The sequence below is a fragment of the Mycobacterium neumannii genome, assembly GCF_002245615.1.
Classification (GTDB): domain Bacteria; phylum Actinomycetota; class Actinomycetes; order Mycobacteriales; family Mycobacteriaceae; genus Mycobacterium; species Mycobacterium neumannii_A.
In genome coordinates, this window is the sequence record NZ_NKCO01000018.1 from 50,996 (window position 1) to 67,423 (window position 16,428).

Sequence of the window (16,428 nt, forward strand, 5' to 3'; positions counted from 1 at the left end):
AACCGCGAATCAGAATTGCGTGCCGTCCTCGGGTTCGAGCACCTGGAAATCGGTGTCGGTCATCTCGGTTAGCCGGCTGTAGAAGATCCCGCGGGCGCTCGGATCGATGATTCCCTGATGGATGGGCACCGCATGCGTCGGCGCCACCTCGCGCAGGTAATCGACCGCTTCGGAGATCTTCATCCACGGCGCGGCCGCGGGGGTGGCGAGCACGTCGACCGGTTCGCCGGGCGCGTACAGGGCGTCACCGGGATGCATGAGCCGGGCGCGATGGGTGCCGTCGTCGACGAGGTAGGAGATGTTGTCGATGACCGGCAGCTCCGGGTGGATCACCGCGTGCTTGCCGCCGACGCCCCGCACGGTCAGGTGGTCGATGGTAAGGACGTCGCCGACGTTGACCGCGCGCCAGGGGTCGCCGAGTTGCGCGGCGGTCTGCGGATCGGCGTACAAGGCGGCCTGTGGGTTGGCGTCGAGCAGGGCCGGCAGCCGCTCGGTGTCGGCGTGGTCGGGATGCTGATGGGTGACCAGGATCGCCGACAGGCCGGTGATGCCCTCGAATCCGTGCGAAAAGACGCCGGGGTCGAACAGGATCGTCGCTTCGTCGCCGGAATCACTCTTGAAATTGGCCAGTAAGCATGAATGTCCGAAATGGGTCAATTGCATGCCTATATTGTGGCGGCGCCGGCCGTGTTCAGGGGGTAGTTGAGTCGTGCGATTGCTGCTTGCAGTGGCCCTCGCCGCGTTCGGCGTGGCGTTGACGGTCGGCCCTGTGCCCGGCCCACCCGCGCGGGCGGTCCCCGGCGTATGCCCGCCGATCTGCGATGCGATCCCGGATGTGGCATGGCCCACCTCCAGCGCGCTGCCGCTTGCCTCGGTGTACCGGTGGCCGGGGCTGGCCGGGCTGGCGGTCACCGCCCCCGCGCCGCGGTTTCTGTTCGAGGAACTCTGCGCCAGCCCGCCCGTGCCTGCCGACCCGCGCGACTACGTCGTGGCTGCCAGGGCGCAAGTGACCAATCCGGCTGGTCAGTGGCATTTGCGGGCGCAGGTGCTGCACTGGCGCGGGGATGTCGCGCACAACGGGCCCCTCACCCGCTCGGTGCTCAGCTCGGCGCAGTTGCGGCTGCGGACCTGCCAGTTGACGGCGCCTCTGGTGTCGCCGTCGATTACCACCGCCGATCCTGAGCGCCTCGCCGCGGTGATCAGCGTCTCGGGACAGAAGGTGGTGCACCAGTATCTGCTGGCCCATCCCACCAGCGGCAGCCTCGTCGAACTCGCACTGTGGTCGACGCTGCCCCTGCAGGTGCCATGGCCGCCGATGCCCGACGCGCAAGTGCTCGACGCGCTGGCCGCCCCGTTGTGCGACGCGTATCTCGGTTCGTGCCGGTGAGTCGCGCGCGACGGAACCGCCGGTACAGTTGACGCGTGGCAAGGGTGGTGGTGCACGTGATGCCCAAGGCCGAGATCCTCGACCCGCAGGGGCAGGCGATCGTCGGCGCATTGGGCCGTCTGGGTTTCAACGGCGTCTCAGATGTTCGGCAGGGCAAGCGTTTTGAGCTCGAGGTCGATGACAGCATCGACGACGACACCCTGGCCGAGATCGCGGAATCGCTGCTGGCGAACACCGTGATCGAGGACTGGTCGGTCAGCAGGGAGCAATCATGACGGCACGTGTGGGCGTCATCACATTTCCGGGCACCCTCGACGACGTCGACGCCGCACGCGCCGTTCGGTTGGCAGGCGCCGAGCCCGTTTCACTGTGGCATGCCGATGCCGATCTGAAGAGCGTCGACGCCGTGGTGGTGCCCGGCGGGTTCTCCTACGGGGACTATCTGCGCGCCGGAGCGATCGCGAAGTTCGCACCGGTGATGGGCGAGGTCATCCGGGCTGCCGATGGCGGCATGCCGGTTCTGGGGATCTGCAACGGTTTTCAGGTGCTGTGCGAGTCCGGCCTGTTGCCGGGCGCGTTGACCCGCAACGTCGGGCTGCACTTTGTCTGCCGCGACATCTGGTTGGAAGTGGCGTCAAACTCCTCGGCGTGGACATCGCGGTACGAGGCCGGCGCCGACGTGCTGATTCCGCTGAAGTCCGGCGAGGGCCGGTACGTGGCCAGCGACAAGGTGCTCGACGAGCTCGAGGGCGAAGGTCGCGTGGTGTTCCGGTACCGCGACAACCCCAACGGCTCACAGCGCAACATCGCAGGCATCAGCTCGGCCAACGGACGCGTCGTGGGCCTGATGCCGCATCCCGAACACGCCACCGAGGCGCTGACCGGACCGTCCGACGACGGGCTGGGCCTTTTCTACAGCGCACTCGACGGCGTCCTCAGCGCGTAGGACGCGGGCGAAGAAGGTCACGGGGTCAGGGCCACCGAGGCCTCGGCGGTGTAGCACAGGAACGTCAGCGTCTCCTCCAGATACAACTGCACGGTTCCCGCGTCGTGCGACAGGTAGCCGATCGACACGTCGGTGCCCAGCTGCAGGTCGAAATCGCCTCCACGCGTTGACAACACGAACGCGCCATCGATGGCGGGCGCCCAGATGATATCGCCGTCGACCAGCCGGTTGAGGTGCTCGCGGATCGGATAGCCGTGCTGCGTGGTTTCGCTGACCTTCGTGTACACCTCTGCCGACAGCAGTACCGAATACGGCCCGTCCACACCGGAGAGCCGCAACTCGGAAAGCGCCTGGGAGATGACGTCGGGGATATCGCGCTCGTCGTCGGGCAGCGCGAGCGCGGTGTTGGAACTGCACGCCCGGATGCCTTCGATCGACGCCGCTTCATAGCCCTCGAAGATCGCCCGGTCCTCGGCGAACGCCAGTTTCATGGCCGCGTCCTTGACCGGATCCCAGTCCGAGTCCTGCGAACCGCGCTCGACATCGTCGATCGCGGCGCGCGACACCGTGAACGGCACGCGCAGTCGCACCAGCGGTTTGGCCTCCCGCAGGTGCGCGACCACGCCGTCGCCCGGAGGCGTCACGTCACGCAGGTGGCCGGTGCTGATCGCTGCCTTGACGGGCCCACCCGGCTCGCTGACGTCCACCACACGACGACCGGCGATGTGGCGCTTGAATGTTCGTGTCGCCTCGAGCTCGATCTCGGCCCAGGCCTCCTCGGTGACCGGCGCAAGGTCGCGGTACAGGTTGTTCATCAGCGGGTTCCTTTCAGGCTGCCGATGGCCAGCGAGCCCTCGTATTCGGCGGAGGTGGCCACGGGCGGCGCCGGTTCGTCCTGATCGGCGCCGACCGAATTGGGCAGTGGGGGAGGATCGTCGAGGAAGTCGAGGCTCGGGGTGAAGAACAAGCCGCCCGTCAACGCGGTCGAGAAGTCCAGGATGCGATCGGTGTTGCCGGGCGGGTCGCCGAGGAACATGTTGTCGAGCATCTGCTCGGTGACGACCGGCGTCCGCGAATACCCGATGAAGTAGGTGCCGAACTCGCCCTTGCCGACCTGTCCGAACGGCATGTTGTGCCGCACGATCTTCAGTTCGTTGCCGTCGTCGTCGATGATCACGTTGAGCGCGACATGGGAATCGGTCGGTTTGACCGCATCGTCGAGTTCGATGTCGTCGAGCTTGGTGCGCCCGATCACCCGCTCCTGGTCCTCCACCGACAGCGAGTTCCACGCGGCCATGTCGTGCACGTACTTCTGCACGTGCACATAACAGCCGCGCGCGAAATCGGGGTCCTCGTCGCCGATCTGGGTGGCCGAGCGCGCGAGCGGACCGTCGGGGTTCTCGGTGCCGTCGACGAAACCCATCAGGTCGCGGTTGTCGAAGAACCTGAAGCCGTGCGTTTCGTCGACGATCGCGATCGCACCGTCCATGGCATCGACCAGCTTGGTGGCCAGCTCGAAGCAGACGTCCATCGACTCCGCCCGGATATGGAACAACACGTCGCCCTCGGTGGCCGGGGCGTGGTGGCGGTCGCCGCGGATCTCGGTGAAGGGGTGCAGTTCGGCCGGTCGAGGGCCGGTGAACAGCCGGTCCCAGGCCTTCGAGCCGATCGAGGTGACCGCCGATAGCCGCTTGGCCGGGTCGCGGAAACCTATGGCCCGCACCAGCCCCGAGATATCGGGCAACGTGTCGTGCACGGTTGCCTCCCCACCGTCGACGATCGTCGCCACCAGGAAGACGGCCGCAGGCGTCAACGGTTCGAGCACCGGTTGGGGCTGGATCTCGGGCACATCTGGACCCTAGCGTCATTGATCTTGATTCACCGGTAAAGATGAAGGAATGGCAGCTAGCCCCCAGAGCCTCTGCGAGTTCATCGACGCGTCGCCGTCGCCGTACCACGTCTGCGAGACGGCTGCGTCGCGCCTGCGCGAGGCCGGCTTTCGCGAACTGTCCGAAGCCGACGCCTGGCCCACCCACGGCGACTTCTTCGTCGTGCGGGCCGGATCGCTGATCGCCTGGCGGACCGACGGGGGTAGCCGTAACTCCCCGTTTCGGATCGTCGGCGCCCACACCGACAGCCCGAACCTTCGGGTCAAACAGCACCCTGACCGGTTCGTCGCCGGCTGGCGGGTGGTCGCGCTGCAGCCTTACGGCGGCGCGTGGCTGAACTCGTGGCTCGACCGCGATCTGGGGATCAGCGGCCGGTTGTCGGTGCGCACCGGCAGTGGACTGGTGCACCGGCTCATCCGGATCGACGAACCGATCCTGCGGGTGCCGCAACTGGCCATCCACCTCGCCGAGGACCGCAAGGCCGTCGAGCTGAACCCGCAGCGCCACGTCAACGCGGTGTGGGGCGCGGACCCTGCAGGCCAGAAGGGACCGAGGTCCTTCCTCGAACACGTGGCCGAGCATGCAGAGGTGGCGGCCGACGACGTGCTGGGCGCCGACCTGATGACCCATGACCTGGCCCCGTCGCGGCTCGTCGGCGCCGACCGCGACCTGGTGAGCGCCCCGCGGCTGGACAACCAGGTGACCTGCTACGCGGGGCTCGAGGCGTTCCTGGCGGCCGAGCCGAGCGGATATTCGCCGGTGCTGGTGCTCTTCGACCACGAGGAGGTCGGCTCGCAGTCCGACCACGGCGCCCAGTCCGACCTGTTGTTGACCGTGCTCGAGCGCCTCACGCTCAGCGCGGGCGGCGGGCGCGAGGACTTCCTGCGGCGCCTGCCCGGCTCGATGGTGGCGTCCGGCGACATGGCGCACGCCACGCACCCGAACTACCCGGAGCGCCACGAACCGGGACACCTGATCGAGGTCAATGCGGGACCGGTGCTCAAGGTGCAGCCGAACCTTCGGTACGCCACCGACGGGCGCACCGCCGCGGCGTTCGCGCTGGCGTGCGCGCAAGCCGGGGTGCCGCTGCAGCGCTACGAACACCGGGCCGACCTGCCGTGCGGGTCGACGGTCGGGCCGATGACCGCGGCGCGCACCGGCATCCCGACCGTCGACGTCGGTGCTCCGCAGCTGGCCATGCATTCCGCTCGGGAGGTGATGGGCGCCGGCGACGTCACCGCCTATGCCGCGGCGTTGACGGCGTTTCTGTCACCGCGGTGATCTAGGGTCGGCGCATGACCCTCGCCGTGTTCAACGTCACCTTCGACAGCACCGATCCAGACCGGCTCGCCGAGTGGTGGGCCCGTGCGCTGGGCGGCGAGGTAAACCCAATGGCGCCAGGTTTTTTCGTGACGGTCTCGCAGCCGGGCAGCGCTACCGGCCTCGGCTTCCAAAAGGTCGACGATCCCACCCCGGGTAAGAATCGTCTCCATCTCGACCTCGGCGCCGACGACATCGAGCCGGAGGTCAAGCGGCTCGTCGACCTCGGGGCCACCGAACTCGGGCGGCACAGCATGGGTGATTTCGGATGGGTGGTGCTGGCCGATCCGGACGGCAACCAGTTCTGCATCGGCTCGGCCGACCACCCCTGATCGCACGCTCGGTAAGCGGGACCGCTGAATGTTTTGCGGGTGTAAACCAGGCGCGCCCCCTAACGTCGATCCTGTGACGCGACCGGTCCGTGCGGCGACGGCGGCTCTCGCGGCCGCGCTGCTGATGAGCGCCTGCGCAGCCGAAGCGCCCGAACCCCCCGCCGAGACAGCGGTCGAATCCGACGATCGCCCCGCCCGCAGCCAGGGAGTGCTGGTCGACGGTGTCGCAGACGGGCAGCCGGGGTGCTCCGCGGCGGTGGGGGTCGAGGGCGCCGTGGTCTGGGCCGGGGCCCGCGGCCTCGCGGACATCGCCACTGGCGCCGATCTGACAACTGACACCGCGTTCGACATCGCCTCGGTCTCTAAACAGTTCACGGCGACCGCCGTCCTGCTGCTGGTGGACCGGCACCAGCTCGCGCTCGACGACACTTTGGCGACGCACGTGGCGGGACTTCCGCCGTGGGCCGCCGGCGTCACCATCGGGCAGCTGATGCATCAGACCAGCGGGATCCCCGATTACATGGGGCTGCTCGAAGACGCCGGTTTCACATTGACCGACCGCACCACGAACGCCGACACCCTGAGGGCGCTGGGGGCCGTGACCGAACTCGATTTCGAGCCCGGCACGGAGTTCGAGTACTCGAACTCGAACTACGTGCTGCTGGCCGAGATCGTCGAACGGACGGCGCGGCAACCGCTCTCGGCATTTCTGTCGGCGCGGATCTTCTGGCCGCTCGAGCTGGACATGGTCCTCGACCCCGCCGCTCCGGTCCCCGGCGCCGCGGTCCCTGATACGGGCGCAGACGGCGAATTCACGCCAGCGCGCACCGCATGGCTGCAGGTCGGTGACGGATCGATCCAGACCGCGCCGAGCCAGCTGGTGCGCTGGGCGGACAATTACCGCACCGGCGAAGTCGGCGGCCGGACGTTGCTCGACGCCCAGCTCGCCGGGGCGGTCGAGACCGGAGACGGCGACCGGTACGGTGCGGGCATCTACGAGTACGCCAACGGCGCGCTCGGCCACGACGGAGCCTGGGGCGGCTTTGTCACCGACTTCCGGATCGATCGCGACCGTCGTACGTCGGTGGCGGTGAGCTGCAACAGCGACACGCAGGATCCGAGCGCTCTCGCCGACGCGCTCGCCCGGATCTGGGGCTGAGCGCGTGTCGGGTGCCTGAGACGGCGGACAACCTAGAATGGCCTCGTGACGTCGGAGCTAACCCATGCCTTGAACACTGTAGACACCGTCGACAGAGCCGCCGCCACCCCCGACCATCCCCAGCCCTTCCGCGAACTCGGCCTCAAGGACGACGAGTATCAGCGGATCCGCGAGATCCTGGGCCGCAGGCCGACCGACGCCGAACTGGCGATGTATTCGGTGATGTGGAGCGAACACTGTTCGTACAAGTCGTCGAAGGTGCACCTGCGCTACTTCGGCGAGACCACCACCGACGAAATGCGCAAGACAATGCTGGCCGGCATCGGCGAGAACGCCGGCGTCGTCGACATCGGTGACGGCTGGGCCGCCACCTTCAAGGTGGAGTCACACAACCACCCGTCCTACATCGAGCCCTACCAGGGCGCGGCCACCGGCGTCGGCGGCATCGTCCGCGACATCATGGCCATGGGCGCGCGCCCGGTCGCGGTGATGGACCAGTTGCGCTTCGGCGCGCCCGACGCACCCGACACCCGCCGCGTCGTCGACGGGGTGGTACGCGGCATCGGCGGCTACGGCAACTCGTTGGGACTGCCCAACATCGGCGGCGAGACCGTGTTCGACGCGTCCTACGGCGGCAACCCGTTGGTCAACGCGCTGTGTGTGGGGGTGCTGCGCAAAGAGGATCTGCACCTGGCGTTCGCGTCCGGCACCGGCAACAAGATCATCCTGTTCGGTGCCCGCACCGGCCTCGACGGCATCGGCGGCGTGAGCGTGCTGGCGTCCGAGACGTTCGGCGGGGACGAGAGCGGTGCTGCGGGACGCAAGAAGCTGCCCAGTGTCCAGGTGGGCGACCCGTTCATGGAGAAGGTGCTCATCGAGTGCTGTCTCGAGCTGTACGCAGGTGGCCTCGTGGTCGGCATCCAGGACCTCGGGGGAGCCGGATTATCTTGCGCCACATCTGAACTCGCTTCGGCCGGTGACGGTGGTATGCGCATCGAGTTGGATGCGGTGCCGTTGCGCGCGGCGAACATGACGCCCGCCGAGATCCTGTCGAGCGAGTCGCAGGAACGCATGTGTGCTGTCGTCACGCCCGAGAACGTCGAGGCGTTCATGGCCGTCTGCCGTAAGTGGGAGGTGCTGGCCACGGTCATCGGCGAGGTCACCGACGGCGATCGCCTGCAGATCACCTGGCACGGCGAGACCGTCGTCGACGTACCGCCGCGCACCGTCGCGCACGAAGGCCCGGTCTACGAGCGGCCGGTGCAGCGGCCCGAGACACAGGACGCGCTCAACGCCGACACCACCGCCAAGCTGCCGCGGCCTTCGACGGGTGACGAGCTCAAGGCGACTCTGCTTGCGCTGCTTGGCAGTCCACACCTGTGCAGCCGCGCGTTCATCACCGAGCAGTACGACCGCTACGTGCGGGGCAACACCGTGCTGGCCGAAGACGCCGACGGTGGCCTGCTGCGTGTCGACGAGACCACGGGCCGCGGCATCGCTCTCTCGACCGATGCGTCGGGTCGTTACACCGCGCTCGACCCCTACACCGGCGCGCAGCTGGCGCTGGCCGAGGCCTACCGCAACGTCGCGGTCACCGGCGCGACACCGGTCGCGGTGACCAACTGCCTGAACTTCGGCTCACCGGAGGATCCCGGCGTCATGTGGCAGTTCAGCCAGGCCGTGCGCGGGTTGGCCGACGGCGCTGCGGCGCTGGCGATTCCAGTGACCGGCGGCAATGTGAGCTTCTACAACCAGACCGGCACCACCGCGATCCTGCCCACCCCGGTGGTCGGTGTGCTCGGGGTGATCGACGACGTCAGACGTCGCATTCCGACCGGCTTCGGCGATGAACCCGGCGAGACGTTGATGCTGCTGGGCGACACCCGCGACGAGTTCGACGGGTCGATCTGGGCGCAGGTCATCGCCGATCACCTGGGCGGGTTGCCGCCGAAGGTGGACCTCGCGCGCGAGAAACTGCTCGCCGAGGTGCTCACCGCCGCGTCGCGCGACGGCCTGGTCTCCGCGGCGCACGACCTGTCCGAGGGCGGCCTGATCCAGGCCGTCGTCGAGGCCGCGCTTCGCGGCGAAACCGGTTGTCGCATCGTGGTTCCCGAGGAATGGCAGGACGGCACAGATCCGTTCACGTTCCTGTTCTCCGAATCGGCGGGACGGGTCCTTGTCGCGGTGCCGCGCACCGAGGAGAGCCGCTTCCGCGCGATGTGCGAGGCTCGCGGACTGCCGGCCACGCGCACTGGCGTGGTGGACCAGGCCAGCGAGGCGATCGAGGTTCAGGGCCTGTTCACCGTCACTCTGGAGGACCTGCGCAGCACGTCGGAGAGCGTGCTGCCCAGGTTGTTCGGGTGAGTGAAACCACCCGACACCAACACCCCATATATGTCTGGGCGTGGCGCCTGCTCCGCCTCGACTTCGTCGGAATCGCGTTCAGCGCGCTGTTCTTCTGCCTGTCGCTGACCCCCTCGCTGTTACCCCGGGACTGGCTGTTCGCGGGCCTGATCGGCGGCATCAACGCCGCCATCGGCTACGGTATCGGCGTCTTCATCGCAAAGATGTTGCGCCGCTTCGTGTTACGACGGGTCAACTGGTGGCCTCCGCCGAAGCGGGTGCTGTGGGTGGCCAAGAGTGCCACGGTTGTGCTGGCGCTCGGGGCCAGCATCCTCATGGTGATCCCCGCCGCCGCCTGGCAGCGGCAGGTGTCGGCGGTAATGGGCATGGAAGGTCCCACCACGTTCGGATATCTGCGCACGCTGGTGCTCGCGGCGTTCGTCGGCGCGGCGTGCGTGGCCACCGCCCGCGTGCTGCTCGACATCATCAAGACGATGGCCCGGTTCTTCATCCGCCGGTGGCATCTACACGACGAAGTGGCATTGTTCATCGGCACCGCGATCGTCGTGGTGCTCGCCATCATGCTGATCAACGGTGTGCTGGTTCGCGGATTCCTCGCCGGTGCCAACCGCGTGTTCCAGCCGCAGAACACCACGACCAGGGCAGGCGTCGTCCAGCCGCTCGAACCCGAGAAGTCGGGCAGCCCGGAGTCGTTCGCAGCCTGGGACACCCTGGGTTATCAGGGTCGCAACTTCGTGGCGACCGGACCGGACGCCGAGGAACTGTCCGAGCTGAACGGCACACCCGCCAAGGAGCCCATCCGCGTGTACGTCGGCCTGCAGACCGCCGACACCGACGAGCAGCGGATGGCGGTGTTGCTCAGCGAACTCGAGCGTACGGGCGCGTTCGAACGCGAGTTGCTGGTGATCGTTCCCACCACCGGCACCGGCTGGATCAATCCCGTTGCGGCGCGATCGCTGGAGATGATGTACAACGGCGACACCGCTCTGGTGGGTTCGCAGTATTCCTTCCTGCCGAGTTGGATCTCCTTCCTCGGCGACCAGCAGAAGTCGATGAAATCCGGGCGCATGATGATCGACGCCATCCATCAACGTTGGGAACAACTTCCGCGGGACCGGCGACCCAAGCTCGTGCTCTACGGGGAGAGCCTCGGCTCGATGGCGGGCCAGGGTGCGTTCGACTGGCTGCCCGACATCTCGCGGATGGGCTTCTCGTCGGTGCTGTGGGTGGGCCCGCCGAACGCGAGCCCGCTGTGGAGCGCGATCACCGCGCGGCGTGATCCCCGAACCCCCGAAGTCGAACCTCGCTACGACAACGGCCGCACCGTGCGCTTCTCGCAGGCCACCGATCCCGCGCAGATCGCGAAGGTGGCCGCCACGCCGTGGGAGGGTACGCGTGTGTTGTTCCTGCAGCACCCCTCCGATCCGGTCGTGTGGTGGTCGACCGACCTTCTGTTCACCCGGCCGGACTGGTTGCGCGAACCGCCCGGCATCGACCGCACCGCATCGATGCGGTGGTATCCGATCGTCACCTTCGGACAGGTCGCCGCCGATATGACGAATGCGAGTTCGGTGCCGGGCGGCCACGGCCACAACTACGGCGACCTGGTGCTCGACGGGTGGGCCGCGGTCGCGCCGCCGCCAGGGTGGACTCCCGAGGACACCGAACGGATCCGCACCGCCCTGAGCAAGACCGAGTCCGAGGACGGGCCCGAATACTGATGGGAGCGGGGAGGTTTCGGGCGCTCGCCGTTGCGGTCGCGTTGGTGGGATGGAGCTTCATCGCGCCCCGGGTGCGGTTCCATCCGATGTGGAATGCCGCGTTGGGCGCAGGCGTCTACGCGCTCGCGCGTCCTCCGCTCGGGTTGCGCCCACCGGCGCTGTGGTCGGGCCTGCGCTACGGGCTGGCCGCCGCCGCGCCGATCGCGTTGGGAGTCGCCGTCGGCACCGCGATCCCGTCGGTGCGGCGCGGAATGGCCGCCCGAGAACTGCCCGACCATCCCGTGCGGTGGATGGCGCTCGACATCCCGATCGGTACCGTCTGGCCCGAGGAGGTCGCCTACCGCGCCACGTTGGGCCACACCGCCGAGACCGCGTTCCAGCCGGCGGGCGGGCGCCTGCTGCAAGCGGCGGCGTTCGGTCTCTGGCACATCATGGACGCCCGCATCACGCGCAACCCGGTGCTGGGCACCGTGCTGTTCACCGGCGTCGCGGGCTGGTTGTTCGGGTGGTTGCACGCGCGGTCGGGCAGCGTCGTGGCGCCGATGCTGGCCCATCTGGCCGCCAACGAAGCCGCGGCATTGGCGGCGCTGGCCGTGCAGCGGCGCATAGAGTCCCGGTCATGAGCACAGCAGGGCGAGCCCGTTCGCGCACCTTCGTCGTGACCGGTGCGGCATCGGGTATCGGCCTGGCTACCGCGAGGCGCCTGCTCGCCGAGGGCGGCACCGTGATCGGCGCGGACGTGGTCGAGCCACGCGAGAACCCGGGCGACGGTTTCGAGTTCGTCAGCGCCGACGTCACCGACGAGACCGCGGTCGCCTCCGTCTTCGCCGCGGTGCGTGGTCGCCTCGACGGTGTCGTGCACGCCGCGGGGGTGGCCGGCGGCGGGCCGGTACACCTGCTCGAGCGCGCAGAGTGGGACCGCGTCATCGCGGTCAACCTCACCGGGACGTTCCTGGTGGTCAAGGCCGCCCTGGCGAAGATGATCCAACAACCGCGGGCAGACGGTGAGCGCGGGGCGATCGTCACGCTGGCCAGCGTCGAAGGGCTCGAGGGCACGGCAGGCGGCAGCAGCTACAACGCCGCCAAAGGGGGTGTCGTGATCCTGACCAAGAACATCGCAGTCGACTACGGCCCCAGCGGTATCCGCGCCAACGCCATCTGCCCCGGTTTCATCGACACCCCGATGCTGGAAAGCGTGATGGGACTGGAGGGTATGGAGGGCCCGCTGCAGTCCATCACCGAAGAACATGCTTTGCAGAGGCGCGGCAGGCCGGACGAGATCGCGTCGGTCGCAGCGTTTCTCGTCTCACCCGATGCGTCGTTCGTCACCGGTCAGGCGATCGCGGTCGACGGCGGTTACACCGCCGGGCGCGACCACGGCGTGGTGAAACTGTTCGGCTTCCCCGACTGAGGCTCTCAGGGATTGATGGTCAGCTCGCCGATCTGGCGGCCCCACACGTACTCGATGAACATCGGCTGGCCGAGTTCGAGGTGGTTGTACGGGGCGATGCTGGCACCGGTGTCCATCACCAGGTACGGCGTCGGATACAGGTCACGGGTGATGTCCTGCCAGCAGCCCGGCCGGCCTTCCGGCCCGCCCCTCGCGTTGACCCGCGGCAGGTTGTCCGGGTAGATGTACGGGTTGCCTGCGCCGGCCAGGATGCCGCCACCGCCTGTCAGCGAATACCCGTTGCCGCCCAACGTCTTCGCCACTCGGGGCTGCACTTCGGCGTACTTGCGGATGGTGCACACGATCGCGGGGCTGTGGTGGTCGAACAGCTGTGCCGTCGGCACCAGGTCTGCGGCGCCGCGCACGAGATAGGGGCCGCCGCGTTCGATGGTGTCGGCCGCGACGTCGGCGAAACCGAGTGCTGCCATCAGGGCGGTGTCGATGTCGGTGCGGTGCTCGTTGAACGTGCGGGCGGAGGCCGCGGCGTTCCGCAATCCGTCCCACAGGTCCGCCGACGCGTCGGCGTAGACCTCGGCGAGATCGGCCAGCAGGCGAGTGTCGGTGCGGATGGCCGGCATCCGTGCGTTGAGGTCGTCAAGGATCCGGTCGCCGTTCACCAGCGAGTCGCCGAAACCGCTGCCGCCCAGCCCGCTCAGCGCTTCGGCCGTCGCCGCCAACGTCTGGTTCAGCTTGATCGGGTCGACCTTCTCGGCGAGCGCGATGACCGTCTCGAAAACGGTGTTGAACTCGGTCGTCACTGCGGATGCCTCGATCACAGCCCCGGCCGAGATATGTTGTGCCGAGGCGTCGTCCGGAGACTCCAGCGAGACGTACTTGTTGCCGAATACGGTGGTGGCCCGAATCTCGGCCGTCACGTTTGCCGGAATGCGTTCCAGATAGCGCGGATTGACGTTCAACGACAACTCCGCCGGCTTCCCTGCGGCATTGTGGACATGGGAGATTGCGCTGACCCGGCCGATTTCGACTCCGTTGTAGGTCACTTTGGCTCCCCGTTCGACCACCAGACCCGCGCGCGGCGACAGCACGGTCAGCTGCGCCTTGCGGCTCAGGTCGCCGCGGAACTGGAGGTAGAGCAGGCTCGCCGCAACGGTCGCGACGATCAACAGCACCGCACCGGCCACCTTGTACGGCGGCTTGTGACGGTCGACAAACACTTTGAGACAGTAGGTTATGGCCGCCCGTCACACAGCCGATCCGGCGAAGACCCGCGCCGCGGTGGAAGCGCTCGCCGACTGGCTGCGCGATGACTCGCAGGCGGCACCGTCGCGCACCCAACTCGGCGAGGCGGTCCGGTTGACGGCGCGCACGCTCGCGGCGTCGGCGCCGGGTTCCAGCGTCGAGGTTCGCGTGCCGCCGTTCGTCGCGGTGCAGTGCATCGAAGGCCCGGCGCACCGGCGCGGTAACCCGCCCAACGTGGTCGAAACCGATCCGCGGACGTGGCTGCTTTTGGCGACCGGCCTGGCCACCATGGCCGACGCCGCAGCAGACGGCACGCTGGTCATGTCGGGCTCACGCGCCGCTGAGATCGCCGACTGGCTACCGATACTGCGACTCTGACCGGCGACGGTCACCGGAAGTACGGATAGTCCTGAACTCAGTTGAAGCCGCGGGTGCGCAGCGGAAAGCTGTTGTGGTCCATTCGCCGCAACGACATGGCGACCGGCCTGCCGTCGGAGGTGCCCGTGAAGACGCAGCTGGTCCGGGGTGAGCCGCTCGACCGTTAGGGTGGCGGTGCCGGACACTTCGAGCGTGCCCGCCGTGTCGTCGAAAAGCGCAGGCGCCGAGACTAACTCGCCGTTCATGCGTTGATACGTCACCAGCTCGGGTTGGTCGAAGACCACACGCTGCCAACGTTGCTCGTCGGTGGTCATCGGTGGGTGCAAGGCGCCGTCGAGGTGAAATTCGGTGACCGACCAGATGCCGTATGCGTCGTGCTTGGCGCGTCCGCCGCCGTACGACTGCCAGCCCTGCCAGTTCAGCGCCACGCATCCGATCGGTACCCAGCCCCCAGCAGGGCCTGCACCACTGCCGCGATGCGGGTGCGCAGTTGCCACCACGGGCGCGCGGCATCGTCGCTCTCCTGGGTAGTCACGCATTCGAGAACTGCCACGTCGGTCGTGGACACGGTCGCACCAATTGTCGGCCCGGATGTTCAGGGGGTCGCGATAGGCGTGGGGTGCGGCCGTGAAAGTGACTATCGACGGCCGTTCTGAACGTGTCCCACGACACGCCCCGCAGGTGCGAAGCTGTTCAGGAATGCCCGTAGACTCGTGGCATCAGCCACCCTCCCCTCGGAGCAGCCCTATCGTGACCGGCGAGCAGACGGATACGGATAACGAACCCCGCGAAGAGTGCGGCGTATTCGGCGTCTGGGCGCCGGGTGAAGAGGTCGCCAAGCTCACGTACTACGGCTTGTACGCCCTGCAACACCGCGGGCAGGAGGCGGCGGGCATCGCCGTCGCCGACGGCTCTCAGGTGCTGGTCTTCAAGGATCTGGGCCTGGTGAGCCAGGTGTTCGACGAGCAGACGCTGGCCGCGATGGAAGGTCACGTCGCGATCGGGCACTGTCGCTATTCGACCACCGGGTCGACCACGTGGGAGAACGCCCAGCCGGTATTCCGCAACACCTCGGCCGGTACCGGCGTGGCCCTGGGACACAACGGCAACCTCGTGAACGCCGCCGAGTTGGCGGCCCGGGCCCGTGAGGCCGGGCTGCTCGACACCAGGGGCGCTCCGGTGGCGACCACCGACTCCGACATCCTCGGCGCCCTGCTGGCCCACGGTGCGGCCGATTCGACGCTCGAGCAGGCCGCCCTCGAACTGCTGCCCACGGTGCGCGGCGCGTTCTGTCTGACGTGGATGGACGAAAACACCCTGTATGCGGCCCGCGACCCGTACGGAGTGCGGCCGCTGGCGCTGGGGCGGTTGGACCGCGGCTGGGTCGTCGCCTCGGAGACCGCGGCGCTCGATATCGTCGGCGCGTCCTTCGTTCGCGACATCGAACCGGGCGAGCTGCTGGCGATCGACGCCGACGGGGTGCGATCCACCCGCTTCGCCAGCCCCGAGCCCAAGGGCTGCGTCTTCGAATACGTCTATCTCGCGCGGCCCGACAGCACGCTGGCCGGGCGATCGGTGCACGCGACGCGCGTCGACATCGGGCGCCGGCTGGCCAGGGAGATGCCGGTCGAGGCCGACCTGGTGATCGGCGTGCCGGAGTCGGGCACACCCGCCGCGGTGGGCTACGCGCAGGAGTCCGGAATCCCGTACGGCCAGGGCCTGATGAAGAACGCCTATGTCGGGCGCACCTTCATCCAGCCGTCCCAGACCATCCGCCAACTGGGCATCCGGCTCAAGCTCAACCCGCTCAAGGAAGTGATCCGCGGGCGGCGCCTGATCGTCGTCGACGATTCGATCGTCCGCGGCAACACCCAGCGCGCCCTGATCCGGATGCTGCGGGAGGCGGGGGCGGTCGAGGTGCACGTGCGCATCGCATCCCCGCCCGTGAAGTGGCCGTGCTTCTACGGCATCGACTTCGCCACCCCGGCCGAGCTGATCGCCAACGCCGTCGACGACGAGAACGAGATGCTCGAGGCGGTGCGCCACGCGATCGGCGCCGACACACTCGGCTACATCTCCAAGCAGGGCATGATCGCGGCCACCGAGCAGCCTGCATCGCGGTTGTGCAGCGCATGCTTCGACGGCAAGTACCCGATCGAGTTGCCGGGCGAATCGGCGTTGGGCAAGAACGTGATCGAACACATGCTCTCGACCGCCGCCAAGAGCGGTATCCCGCTGCAGTCCGGCAACGACAACGTCTCGGCGCTTCGTCGTCCGTAGCT

Annotated in this window: 16 protein-coding genes; 12 read left to right on the forward strand and 4 right to left on the reverse strand. The window is 68.1% G+C overall.

Features of this window, described 5'->3' with window-relative positions; translation table 11 throughout:
* Positions 1-9 precede the first annotated feature (9 nt).
* Entirely contained in the window at positions 10-663 is a 654-nt protein-coding gene (locus tag CEX88_RS19140; RefSeq protein WP_094294683.1) for an MBL fold metallo-hydrolase, read from the reverse strand.
* Positions 664-709: 46 nt separating this feature from the next.
* Here CEX88_RS19140 and CEX88_RS19145 point away from each other — a divergent pair, with 46 nt between their 5' ends.
* From CEX88_RS19145 to purQ, 3 genes are read left to right on the forward strand one after another with little or no spacing between them, the layout of a single operon-like run.
* Positions 710-1,387, forward strand: coding sequence for an ATPase (locus CEX88_RS19145; RefSeq protein WP_094294684.1), 678 nt, complete (start codon positions 710-712; stop codon positions 1,385-1,387).
* Between the two features lie 35 nt (positions 1,388-1,422).
* The gene (gene purS, locus CEX88_RS19150) at positions 1,423-1,662 is read left to right on the forward strand and encodes a phosphoribosylformylglycinamidine synthase subunit PurS (protein ID WP_064348053.1); all 240 of its coding nucleotides are present in this window, start codon (positions 1,423-1,425) and stop codon (positions 1,660-1,662) included.
* On the forward strand, positions 1,659-2,333 hold the full coding sequence (gene purQ / locus CEX88_RS19155; protein ID WP_068198534.1) for a phosphoribosylformylglycinamidine synthase subunit PurQ: 675 nt from the start codon (positions 1,659-1,661) through the stop codon (positions 2,331-2,333). Before purS ends, purQ begins: the two co-directional genes overlap by 4 nt.
* 17 nt (positions 2,334-2,350) lie before the next feature.
* Here the strand turns inward: purQ and CEX88_RS19160 are convergent, their stop codons facing one another.
* Positions 2,351-3,148: a family 1 encapsulin nanocompartment shell protein gene (locus CEX88_RS19160; protein WP_094294685.1), complete on the reverse strand. Its 798-nt coding sequence runs from the start codon at positions 3,146-3,148 to the stop codon at positions 2,351-2,353.
* The gene (locus CEX88_RS19165) at positions 3,148-4,182 is read right to left on the reverse strand and encodes a Dyp-type peroxidase (protein WP_094294686.1); all 1,035 of its coding nucleotides are present in this window, start codon (positions 4,180-4,182) and stop codon (positions 3,148-3,150) included. Before CEX88_RS19165 ends, CEX88_RS19160 begins: the two co-directional genes overlap by 1 nt.
* Before the next feature lie 49 nt (positions 4,183-4,231).
* Here CEX88_RS19165 and CEX88_RS19170 point away from each other — a divergent pair, with 49 nt between their 5' ends.
* From CEX88_RS19170 to CEX88_RS19200, 7 genes are all read left to right on the forward strand, one after another.
* Positions 4,232-5,503, forward strand: a complete 1,272-nt coding sequence (locus CEX88_RS19170) for a M18 family aminopeptidase (RefSeq protein WP_094294687.1) — start codon at positions 4,232-4,234, stop codon at positions 5,501-5,503.
* A gap of 14 nt (positions 5,504-5,517) precedes the next feature.
* The gene (locus tag CEX88_RS19175) at positions 5,518-5,874 is read left to right on the forward strand and encodes a VOC family protein (protein ID WP_064395215.1); all 357 of its coding nucleotides are present in this window, start codon (positions 5,518-5,520) and stop codon (positions 5,872-5,874) included.
* Between the two features lie 124 nt (positions 5,875-5,998).
* The gene (locus tag CEX88_RS19180; protein ID WP_094294726.1) at positions 5,999-7,033 is read left to right on the forward strand and encodes a serine hydrolase domain-containing protein; all 1,035 of its coding nucleotides are present in this window, start codon (positions 5,999-6,001) and stop codon (positions 7,031-7,033) included.
* Between the two features lie 69 nt (positions 7,034-7,102).
* Positions 7,103-9,397, forward strand: coding sequence for a phosphoribosylformylglycinamidine synthase subunit PurL (purL, locus tag CEX88_RS19185; RefSeq protein WP_202931577.1), 2,295 nt, complete (start codon positions 7,103-7,105; stop codon positions 9,395-9,397).
* Positions 9,394-11,118 carry an alpha/beta hydrolase gene (locus tag CEX88_RS19190; RefSeq protein ID WP_094294689.1) on the forward strand — a complete coding sequence of 575 codons (1,725 nt, stop codon included), beginning with the start codon at positions 9,394-9,396 and terminating at the stop codon, positions 11,116-11,118. Before purL ends, CEX88_RS19190 begins: the two co-directional genes overlap by 4 nt.
* Positions 11,118-11,741, forward strand: a complete 624-nt coding sequence (locus CEX88_RS19195; protein WP_094294690.1) for an Rv0804 family intramembrane glutamic endopeptidase — start codon at positions 11,118-11,120, stop codon at positions 11,739-11,741. Before CEX88_RS19190 ends, CEX88_RS19195 begins: the two co-directional genes overlap by 1 nt.
* A complete protein-coding gene (locus CEX88_RS19200) occupies positions 11,738-12,529 on the forward strand; it encodes an SDR family NAD(P)-dependent oxidoreductase (protein ID WP_094294691.1) in 792 nt (263 codons plus the stop codon). Before CEX88_RS19195 ends, CEX88_RS19200 begins: the two co-directional genes overlap by 4 nt.
* Before the next feature lie 5 nt (positions 12,530-12,534).
* On the opposite strand, the gene CEX88_RS19205 is transcribed toward CEX88_RS19200, so the two are convergent.
* Entirely contained in the window at positions 12,535-13,743 is a 1,209-nt protein-coding gene (locus CEX88_RS19205) for an MCE family protein (RefSeq protein ID WP_094294692.1), read from the reverse strand.
* A gap of 16 nt (positions 13,744-13,759) precedes the next feature.
* Here CEX88_RS19205 and CEX88_RS19210 point away from each other — a divergent pair, with 16 nt between their 5' ends.
* Both CEX88_RS19210 and purF read left to right on the forward strand, forming a co-directional pair.
* A complete protein-coding gene (locus CEX88_RS19210; protein WP_094294693.1) occupies positions 13,760-14,146 on the forward strand; it encodes a sterol carrier family protein in 387 nt (128 codons plus the stop codon).
* 750 nt (positions 14,147-14,896) lie between these two features.
* On the forward strand, positions 14,897-16,426 hold the full coding sequence (gene purF / locus CEX88_RS19215) for an amidophosphoribosyltransferase (RefSeq protein ID WP_064348064.1): 1,530 nt from the start codon (positions 14,897-14,899) through the stop codon (positions 16,424-16,426).
* Positions 16,427-16,428: the final 2 nt, after the last annotated feature.